Raw genomic sequence first — 8,884 nt, forward strand, 5'->3', positions numbered from 1 at the left:
AGGTAAATCTGATGATGATCTGTTACAACCTCACTCGGCTTATGTCCATTCTTGGACCAGAGGTATTGAAAAACAGGCTGAAAACGCTTGTGCCTGAACTTTCGACCCTATTTGAAGGGATTTTGGACTATATGGATAGCTTTCTTTTATTAGGCGATACAAATCCATATTTTAAAGCCAAAAGAAATTACTACCTTAACCGCTCTCTAAATAGCAATTGATTCATTAATTTTAGTCCGAATTGAGTTGATGCACAGACTCACGTTGGCAGTAATTAAACTGAACCTAGCCAAAATTTAAGAATCTTGTTGATTTTTAAATAGCATAAATATCTTTTAAGTTAGATCTTTAAAATCTAAGAGCATAATGATAATTAAGATTAATAGTAAAAAAATAGCAATAACAATTGTTTTATCCATTGTTATTATAATAATCTATAAATACATTAAACCAAAGTATTACGTAGAAAATACAAAAGCTAAAAATCTACCTTGTAAAATTAGACCATTTAGAGATAGTATTTATGTATACATTCCATATCAATTAACAATTTATAACAATAGATTAAACACTTTAAAAATTTCTAATATTTATGAAGGAAAATCTAATGATTATAACTACGGAAAATATCTTTTATATAATCGTGAAAATTTAGAATTGAATGACTTTTGGAATCCTAGTAAAAGATTAAAAACAGAAAATAATTATCGAAAAAATGGAGATAATGCTTATTGGCGTATTCAACACATAATTAAATACAGAAATAATATTTTTCCATTTTTAACACGAGACTTTTATTATTACAAAAGACATACTTTAAGTAATAAAAATAACAGATTTAATGTAAATCAAATAAATAAAGATAGTATTCAAAAACAACTATATACTCTAGATTATAATATCGCTACAAATATAAGTAAACCCATTATAGATAGTCTTTATAAAGCTACTAATGATAAGCGATTTAATGTCAATTTTAAATCTGAAATGTTAATAAGGAAAAGCATAAGAGCAAAAATTAATAATGAAGAACAGGAAATCGTATATCTGAATTTTTACGACTCTATCAAAGGAATGAATAAAGATGAAAAGATAAAATATTTACGAGAACAGAGGAAATTACAACCTAAAGATATGTTTTAATAAAAAAATACCGAAAACTAAATAACTACTGCCAACACCGTATAAAATTAATTGCTACTGCAAGCCTACTTAAGAAAGTCCTCGCGGACTTTCTATCTGTGATTTATTTGCTAACTTTAGTGCTTAAAACACGCAACTAATCTTATACAAAACCGTTGGCAACAAGCTGAAAAAAATCCCGAATGAATCAAAATCTGGAACACATATTTGAATTAGAAACTGCCGAAAAATACAACGAGGTTTATTCTGAATATAGAAAACTGATTTCGGAAAATAATGCGGATTTTGAAACGTGGAAATATTATTTTTTCTTTTTGTGGTCTATGCTTGAAGATGTGAATGGGAAATTTCAGAAAGATATTGATTTACAAACTGAATTGGAATCTGAATTAAAAAATGGACTGAAAAAATACTCGGAATTGGCTGAATTCAATTTTATAGCTGGATATACGATTTCAATTTTCCCTTACGAATTTGGAGATTACGAGGAATTGGAAATTAAAGGAAAAGAAATGCTAAAAAAAGCGTTTGAAATGGAACAATCTAATCCGATTTACAAAATGGTTTATTTAGGTTCAAAAAGTCTGAATGATAAAGAACAGAGTTTATATAAAAAGGCTTGTGCTGAATCTAAACTGATTTTAAAAACAAAACATAGTGGGAAAGGATTATTGAACGAATATTATAATCAAGTATTTAATCGTGAATAAGAAAAGCCAGTTGCCAACAACGTGTATAATTAATGGCTAGTTCTCGCCTACTAACGAAAATCCTCGCGGATTTTCTATTCAGTTTTTATTTGCTAAATTAGGTGCTTAAACACGCCACTAATCATACACAAAACCGTTGTAAAACATACGAATGAACAAACTGCTAACATTAAACATTCTGATTTTATTACTCGTTTCTTGCGTTAATAAAGAAAAAAGCGAATCGGAATTTTATGCAGAAAACAAAACTTCATTTTTCGATTTAAGAAACTCTGATTGGACAAAAAACACGTGGATTAGAAAACCCGAAAATTTAAGAACAATTCACGAATCATTTAAAAAGTTCGGTTACGACAAACTGGAAAATCTGATTTTTAAAAGTGACAATGAATTCTTAATCCAAGATATTTACATTAAACGAAATTTTGAGAATTTAATGGACAGTTTGCAACTGACTTACAACAAACCAGAAATACAAACCAAATATTACGCTGAATTTTGGAATCGCAGAAAAGCGGAGAAAAATGACTCAATCGTTTATGAAATTCTTAAAGAATTAAACTCTGTGAAATTGGACAAAAAGCGACTGAATTATGAAAAACAGTTTGTAAATGACACTTTAGTTGACCTTTTAAAAATTGAATTTGACAACGACAATCTTAATTCCGAAAAAGCAAACTCGGATTTTGATATATTAAAAAAATACGGATTTCATCAATCAGCTTATAACCTACTTTTTGAAAGAGCAGAATATTCTGAATTGAATTTAGACCGAGAAAAATTAAAAAAGGAATTGACCAAAACAAAGGAATTTAAGCAACCTTGGTTAATTGATAATGAAAATTAAGTACGTTTTACAACACCGTGTATAATTCATTGCTAGTTATAGCCTACTTACGAAAGTCCTCGCGGACTTTCTATCTGTGATTTATTTGCTAAATTTAGTGCTTAAAACACGCAACTAATCATACACACAAACGTTGTACCACATTATGAAAAAAAATTCCGCAATAATAATTATAATTCTTACATTGATTTCTTGCAAAGAGAAAACTAAAGAAAATCCAAGCGAAAAAAATATGACAAATGAATTTATCTCTCGAATACATACACCTGAGCTTGAGACTGACTTTTATAGAATTTTAGGAACAACTTCATTAGAAAAACACTCTAAAGATTTTGAAAAGATTAATTGGAAAAAGGACTTTTGGAGCGAATATGAATCAGGTAATTTCAATATGTCGAATCTTGAGCTGTTTAATGTAAACGACTCAAAATATTTATCAATTGGAACAGCACCAAATACAGATGACAGTTTTCAATTCGTTATCGGACTTGGAAATCATATTAAAACGGATGATATAAATAATCCCATTAGAAAAATAAAACTGTATTACACGGAATCTGAAAATTATGAAATTCCTAAAAAACTTATTGGACAATTTTTTAATGGAGAATATCTCAAAATTGAAACAGAATTAAAAAAATACTCTATGGACGAAATTGAAGATTTATATTTAAACATAAAATAACGTGGTACAACAACGTGTATGATTAATGGCTAGTTATCGCCTACTTACGAAAATCCTCGCGGATTTTCTATTCGGTTTTTATTTACTAAATTAGGTGCTTAAACACGCCACTAATCATACACATCAACGTTGGGCACAATATGAAAACACTCGAACTCAATAGAAAAGAATGGAAATTAACGATTATATAACTGGAATAATTTCAATAATTGCGATTGTGATTTCGATAATTGCCTATATACAAAATTCGAGAAGTGATAAAAGACAATTACGTATTGGAAAATTAGAAGAAATGCTCGAAATAACTCATATTCTTATGGGAAACTATCAATATTTTGAGGATACTAATTTTTTTAAAACCAATTTGATTTCTGGTACAAAAGACAACGCTGAATTAGAAAAATATAATCAACAAATAAAAGCTTTAAGTCAAATTTCAGAAAGAATTGAACTTCAAGATAAGCTTACACGATTATTTGTCTTAAATAATTCTTACCTACCAAAAAAGGAACTGAAAGAAAAAATCGGAATATTTATAGCAGTTTACACTTCAATTGCGGAAAACACTCTGTCGAATCCAAATAAGATTATTGAACTTCCATTTAATGACTTTCCAAAAAGATGGGATTTCTTGGATTTTACTCAAGAAATTCAAAATGAATTAATTGAAGAAATGGATTTAGGGTATAAAGAAAGTATCGAAAATAAAAATACATACGAAAAGAAATTTAAAGAACGATATAAACTGAAATAAATACTGTGCCCAACAATGTATATAATCCATTGCTAGTGAAGGCTTACTTACGAAAATCCTCGCGGATTTTCTATTCGGTTTTTATTCGCTAAATTACGTGCTAAACCACGCAACGCATCATATACAAAACCGTTGTGCGTAAGCTGACAAACCAACAACCTGAAGAATAAAAATGGGAATATTTGATTTTTTAAGAGGCAAAAAAAATACTAAATCGGAAAACACCGTAAATGAAAATATTGGAACTAATCAGACATCTGAATTAAATAAAAAAAAGGAATTTGTAGCTCAAAAAATCGCTGATGTACTTGATGAAAATAAGCAGATAATTTTAACCGAAGAAGAAATTCAAAAATATATTCAGCAAGAAATAAGCGACAGAATATCGACAGAACCAAAGTTTGAATTTAGTTCATCGGATTTTGACCCTTTATTTCCAGAAGCTGCGAGAATACTTGTCGAACATCAACAAGGTTCAGCTTCTTTACTTCAAAGAAAATTAAAATTAGGATATAATAGAGCTGGTAAATTGATAGACAATCTTGAAATGGCTGGAATTGTTGGACCTTTTGACGGTTCAAAAGCAAGAAACGTTCTTATTCAAAACACACATCAACTTGAACTTTTTCTACAACTTGGAAAAGTAAAAAATAAAAGGTTCAGTCATTTTAAGGAACATATTTTACCACTACACGAAGAACTGATTTCTTCCAAAGTTACAGAGCTTTTAAAAGCACAAGAAATTTCCAAAGAAAACGAACTGAAAGAAATTCTAAAACAGGAAATTTTAGATAAAGAAAACGAAAAGTTAGAAAAAGAAAAAAGAAGGCAACTTAAAACTCAAGTTAGAAAAGAACTGATTGAAGAGGGAATTTTATCAAATCTAAATGAATCGGATTTAAAACGTGAACCTATTCCTCAAGATGTTCTTGACAAAGTTTGGAATAGAGATGGCGGAAAATGTGTTAAGTGCGGAAGTCAAGAAAAAATAGAATTTGACCACATTATTCCATTTTCAAAAGGAGGTTCAAATACTTACAGAAATTTACAGATTTTGTGCGAACAATGTAATCGTGGAAAATCAAACAATATTGGATAAAAGAAAGAAAAAGCCTACGCACAACAACGTGTATAATTCATTGCTAGTTATAGCCTACTTACGAAAGTCCTCGCGGACTTTCTATCTGTGATTTATTTGCTAACTTTAGTGCTTAAACACGCAACGAAATCATACACAAGACCGTTGTAAAACATTGACCCGCAGAAGAAAAACAGTTTAGTTCCTTAACTTTACGCGTGATTTTTTTGTTTAATATAAAAAGGATGTTATTCAGATTTTAAAGTTTCAAATAAATGAAAATGACAAAAGAAGATATTGAGAAATTGGATTTTATTCTAAATAAACTTTTAGAAAATGAAGGAACAGTTGGGTCGAAAGACTTGCATATTGCGGGGTATTACGAGCAATATAAAGATGATGACAATAAAATAGAAAATGATTTTAACTTATTGAAACTGGTGTATGAGGATTTAAAAATCGGGAGATTATCTTCTACAAAAGACGGTAATTTAATATCTTATAATTCAAATGTATTAAGGTTTAAAAATGAATATAATAGTTTTAAAGACTATTACTCGATACTTAATGAACAAATAGCTAATGAAGAATTAGTAATCAAAAAAGAAAACGAAAGACAAGAGTTAAAAGATAGAATAGACGTATTAAAAATAGATGAACTTGAGTATAAAAGAACAATAAGGCAGTTAGAAGAAGAACTTAAAATATCGAGTTTGCTTAAAAATTATTGGTGGCTAATTGCTTCTGCAATAGCAGTTGGCTTTGCCATAGGAAAATTCCTGATTTAAATAATGCAATAATACATCCAATAAAAAACGTTTTACAACAATGTGTATAATCAATGGCTTGTCCCTGCCTACTTGGAAAATCCTGCGGATTTTCCAATGGTAAGTACCTGTTTGGAATTGTCCGTGACGAACCACGCCACTGCTCATACACGAAACGTTGGCGGTAATTTGAAAAATGACGAAAAAGAAGAAAACAAAGTATAATAAAATTAACATTCTGCTAGTAATTGGCGGAATTTTTATTGTTACATTTTTCGGATATGTAATATTTCGAACTTATCAAAGTCAGAACAGTCTTTTATCTATTATGACAATTCCGTTAATATTGGGAATTATATATGAAAACCGAAGATTATCAACCGACTGGCAAACTATAATAATAAAAGTAACCATTTCTTTAATATTGAGCATATTTGCCTTTTTACCAGGAAAAAGAGAACGGAATTATAGTTTTGAAAATCACATCGAAATGTGGCCTTATTTTTTCATCTTCTTTTTTGTTATAGCATCAGTAATATATCACGATAAAAAAATAATTCCCAAACTAACAGAAGGAATTACACTCTTACAATCGATTTCAATAATTTATTGGATTATAGATATTGGTTTTTTAAACTTTAAAAATGTTTTTGCTTATATACTAATAGCAATTGGATTGATTTTCTGTGTTGTATCATTTATTCACGCATTTTCATACATTAAACTAACAAGAAATTCGAGATTGTTTTTAAGTATTTGGAGTTCAATTATAATGATAATATTTGCAATCGACCATATTTATAGAGTTTATAATTTTGACTATTTTATTGATTATAAAATGCTTAATGACGGACTAAATATTTTGCAATATTTTCTTCTTGGAGTTTCTCTAATTTATATATTTCAAAACGCTTTTATGCTGTTTACGTATTTACCTGACAGAAGTAGCTTTTATGGAAAATCACAAATGAAAGAGATTAGAGAAATGAACAAAACGCATATTAAAAGATACTCTCTGAATCAAATAAAAATATCTGATTCTTTTCTAGCCTTAATATTTACATCTGGAATTTATTATTGGAATTATAAATATCAAATAATGCCGAGACACACATTGATTTGGTTAATCTTTTGGATTTTCCCTTTTGTAATTTGGCTGAAAGAAATAATAATTGAAAAAACAAAAACTACCGCCAACACCGTATAAAATTAATTGCTAGTTCTAGCCTATTTACGAAAGTCCTCGCGGACTTTCTATCTGTGATTTATTTGCTAACTTTAGTGCTTAAAACACGCAACTAATCTTATACAAACACGTTGGCAACAAGCTGAAAAATGAAACTTACCTATAAAATTATATTAGGAATACTAATCTGCACATTTATTGCTCTTTACTGGTCTAGTAATATAACAGAAGGAGAATATTATAGGCGTCATAGTCCAGATGGTCAGTATAGTATTTACGCATCAAGAGACAAATATTTTGATATGAAAATTCCATTCTCAAAGTTCGGAGATGCAGGTGGAAAAATACATCTTTACGATGAATTAGAAAATAAAGTGGTTGGTTCTTCTTCTATCGATATGATTTCAAATATTAACGAGCTCTTTTGGAATGAAGAGGAGTTATATTCAAAAGGTTCTATGAAGAATATTAAACTGCCTAGAAAAATAAACACTAAAATAATAGATGAATCTTATAAATCATTTCCTGTAAAAGACTCTTGGAATCTTTTTATTCAAGGAAAACATTACAAAGTTAACGAGATATCTCATAGAAGACTGGCAGTTAGCGATGAAAACGGAAAACTTCTATTACAAGATATTGAGTATATTTCCAGAATAAACAATGGCTTTCAAGTACTAAACAAAAATACCGAAATTGAATATTATGATGCAGAATTAAATAAACTCAAAAATGCTCCAGACACAAAAACAAAATGTAATGAAGTATGTGGGAATGTTACAACCTATGGTCTTAAAATAGAAGAAACTGAAAAGTATTATACTTTAAAAAAAGCGGTTGGGTTTACAAATTATGATTTCCATAATTACGATGCTATTGATTCAGTAAACAAAGCAAAAGTGAAAGATATTTATTTTTTAAACAAAAAACGCAAATTAAAATATGATGATAATTTTCCAGAAAAAGAAGATGTTATTATAGACTTTGGAACTTATTTTGGAATTTTATCTAACCAATATGGAATAGAATATTTTGACTCAATAGACTTAAATAAAACACCTATAAAAGTGATGAGAAATAATCTATATGGATATTACAATATTACGCCAACTATATATTTGGAATTAGAACCGTTTAAATTTAATTTAGCCAAGTTTAAAAAGATAGGTCCTAGTGGAGAAAATAGGAATGGCTATGTTGACAGAGAGGGAAATACCTATTACAAATAGCCTGTTGCCAACAAAGTATAAAAATAATAAGGGTTAAGTGCCATACCCAAAGTTGGTGTATATTAACAAAGTCCGCCAAATTTACAATTTAACGGTTAAAAGAAAAATAATAGGTAAATTGTAAACTTGGCTAAGTGCTAAATCTGAAAGTAAGTACTTTTTAATCCCTTACTATTCTTATACAAACCGTCAGACTGCGCAATAACCTCCCTTTCTTAATAACTTTGTTGATTTCCTTTTAACGCATTGCCCAGATCACTTTAAGATATTGGTTATCTTAATGTTATGGATTTTATAACAGGTTTTAACAGGGATCAATTGATAATGATGGACTTTGAGTCATGCGTAGGTCATGATTCATGGGCGCGTACCGTTGATATGTTCGTGGATATCCTCCCAATGGAGGAACTGGGCTTCAGGGACGTGCTCAATTCAGAGGGAAGGCCTCCCTACCATTCGACGGATATGCTCAAGCTCTATCTCTA

The 8,884-nt window shown here is 29.4% G+C and carries 9 protein-coding genes and 2 pseudogenes; all 11 read left to right on the plus strand.

Going from position 1 to position 8,884, the window contains the following annotated elements:
* Window positions 1-366 precede the first annotated feature (366 nt).
* Window positions 367-1,143 (plus strand): hypothetical protein, encoded by a 777-nt coding sequence (locus G525_RS0117350; RefSeq protein ID WP_027127273.1) that lies wholly within the window; start codon window positions 367-369, stop codon window positions 1,141-1,143.
* Between the two features lie 182 nt (window positions 1,144-1,325).
* Window positions 1,326-1,853 (plus strand): hypothetical protein, encoded by a 528-nt coding sequence (locus G525_RS21360; RefSeq protein WP_051210006.1) that lies wholly within the window; start codon window positions 1,326-1,328, stop codon window positions 1,851-1,853.
* A 151-nt stretch (window positions 1,854-2,004) separates the two neighbouring features.
* Window positions 2,005-2,700, plus strand: a complete 696-nt coding sequence (locus G525_RS0117360; RefSeq protein ID WP_027127274.1) for a hypothetical protein — start codon at window positions 2,005-2,007, stop codon at window positions 2,698-2,700.
* A gap of 145 nt (window positions 2,701-2,845) precedes the next feature.
* Window positions 2,846-3,385, plus strand: coding sequence for a hypothetical protein (locus G525_RS0117365; protein WP_027127275.1), 540 nt, complete (start codon window positions 2,846-2,848; stop codon window positions 3,383-3,385).
* A 169-nt stretch (window positions 3,386-3,554) separates the two neighbouring features.
* The gene (locus G525_RS0117370; protein WP_027127276.1) at window positions 3,555-4,139 is read left to right on the plus strand and encodes a hypothetical protein; all 585 of its coding nucleotides are present in this window, start codon (window positions 3,555-3,557) and stop codon (window positions 4,137-4,139) included.
* A 403-nt stretch (window positions 4,140-4,542) separates the two neighbouring features.
* Window positions 4,543-4,770 (plus strand): annotated as a pseudogene (locus G525_RS22730) (DNA translocase FtsK); the annotation flags it as partial.
* 282 nt (window positions 4,771-5,052) lie between these two features.
* Window positions 5,053-5,238 carry an HNH endonuclease gene (locus G525_RS22785; RefSeq protein ID WP_281170410.1) on the plus strand — a complete coding sequence of 62 codons (186 nt, stop codon included), beginning with the start codon at window positions 5,053-5,055 and terminating at the stop codon, window positions 5,236-5,238.
* 260 nt (window positions 5,239-5,498) lie between these two features.
* Window positions 5,499-6,005: a hypothetical protein gene (locus G525_RS0117380; protein ID WP_157491973.1), complete on the plus strand. Its 507-nt coding sequence runs from the start codon at window positions 5,499-5,501 to the stop codon at window positions 6,003-6,005.
* Window positions 6,006-6,180: 175 nt separating this feature from the next.
* On the plus strand, window positions 6,181-7,191 hold the full coding sequence (locus G525_RS0117390) for a hypothetical protein (RefSeq protein WP_027127278.1): 1,011 nt from the start codon (window positions 6,181-6,183) through the stop codon (window positions 7,189-7,191).
* A 128-nt stretch (window positions 7,192-7,319) separates the two neighbouring features.
* Complete coding sequence (locus G525_RS0117395; protein WP_157491974.1) at window positions 7,320-8,399, plus strand: hypothetical protein; 1,080 nt, start codon at window positions 7,320-7,322, stop codon at window positions 8,397-8,399.
* A gap of 285 nt (window positions 8,400-8,684) precedes the next feature.
* Window positions 8,685-8,884 (plus strand): annotated as a pseudogene (locus G525_RS22585) (IS5/IS1182 family transposase); the annotation flags it as partial.

The organism is Gelidibacter mesophilus DSM 14095 (assembly GCF_000423005.1).
Taxonomy (GTDB): domain Bacteria; phylum Bacteroidota; class Bacteroidia; order Flavobacteriales; family Flavobacteriaceae; genus Gelidibacter; species Gelidibacter mesophilus.

Excerpts from the sequence above, each read along its gene's own strand:
- G525_RS0117350 (WP_027127273.1), top strand. The coding sequence starts at position 367 with ATGATAATTAAGATTAATAGTAAAAAAATAGCAATAACAATTGTTTTA.
- G525_RS21360 (WP_051210006.1), top strand. The coding sequence starts at position 1,326 with ATGAATCAAAATCTGGAACACATATTTGAATTAGAAACTGCCGAAAAA.
- G525_RS0117360 (WP_027127274.1), top strand. The coding sequence starts at position 2,005 with ATGAACAAACTGCTAACATTAAACATTCTGATTTTATTACTCGTTTCT.
- G525_RS0117365 (WP_027127275.1), top strand. The coding sequence starts at position 2,846 with ATGAAAAAAAATTCCGCAATAATAATTATAATTCTTACATTGATTTCT.
- G525_RS0117370 (WP_027127276.1), top strand. The coding sequence starts at position 3,555 with ATGGAAATTAACGATTATATAACTGGAATAATTTCAATAATTGCGATT.
- G525_RS0117380 (WP_157491973.1), top strand. The coding sequence starts at position 5,499 with ATGACAAAAGAAGATATTGAGAAATTGGATTTTATTCTAAATAAACTT.
- G525_RS0117390 (WP_027127278.1), top strand. The coding sequence starts at position 6,181 with ATGACGAAAAAGAAGAAAACAAAGTATAATAAAATTAACATTCTGCTA.
- G525_RS0117395 (WP_157491974.1), top strand. The coding sequence starts at position 7,320 with ATGAAACTTACCTATAAAATTATATTAGGAATACTAATCTGCACATTT.